Origin of the sequence: Paenibacillus sp. HGF5, assembly GCF_000204455.1 — a bacterium.
In the GTDB taxonomy this organism is placed as follows: Bacteria; Bacillota; Bacilli; order Paenibacillales; family Paenibacillaceae; genus Paenibacillus_AQ; species Paenibacillus_AQ lautus_A.
Genome location: NZ_AEXS01000108.1, coordinates 1 through 682 on the forward strand (window position 1 = coordinate 1; position 682 = coordinate 682).

Annotated in this window: 1 protein-coding gene; it reads right to left on the reverse strand. The window is 42.8% G+C overall.

Translation table 11 applies throughout. The features are described from left to right. The coding region (locus HMPREF9412_RS17190; protein WP_009592918.1) for an Ig-like domain-containing protein at window positions 1-242 on the reverse strand (242 nt) is incomplete at its 3' end. Window positions 243-682 lie beyond the last annotated feature (440 nt).

A 682-nucleotide genomic window follows, 5' to 3' on the forward strand; every position in this document is an offset into this window, starting at 1 on the left:
GAGCTCAAACCGCTTAATGTGCCATTCGCTACTGTCAGGTCTGCTAGCGTAAAGCCTGTTACCGCTTCCGAGAACGTGATCATTACCAATGAAGTTTCACCAATCGATAGCGTCGTATCGGCAACCACGATCGTGGCCGTCGGAGACGATGCATAGACTACACCGGTCGGCTTAAGAAACAACAGCCCAGCTACAATAGATACGATTAGAGATAACAGCCCTATTTTCTTGACAATATGCATATGTGCCTCCCCTAATGAGTGGTGTCAAATTCCTTAACCTATCCAATTATGTACGTACCGTCGGAATTATCGCAGTTTACGCCATATTCCATATGATGTGAATTACTTTTATCGACAAATTCCAACCGCCTTCTATTGTATATCGTCCATTTCTTTCAAAATAGTGACTGCTGTCATGAAAATCGTCATTTTACATCCCCATATCATAAAAATGATAGCTCCTATCGTGTTAACCAAATACTCCGGCGCTTAGAAAAAAACAAAACACTGACATAAAGGCGTCAGTCATCACCACTCATAATAGCCATAAAACCAATCTTAAACGTCTTAGGAGGTAAATAAATGATGAGCACAAACCAAACATTGCGGGGATTTGCGACCATCAGTTACTGGGCGGATGATATGGAAGCGGCAAAGGCTTGGTATTCCGATCTGCTGGG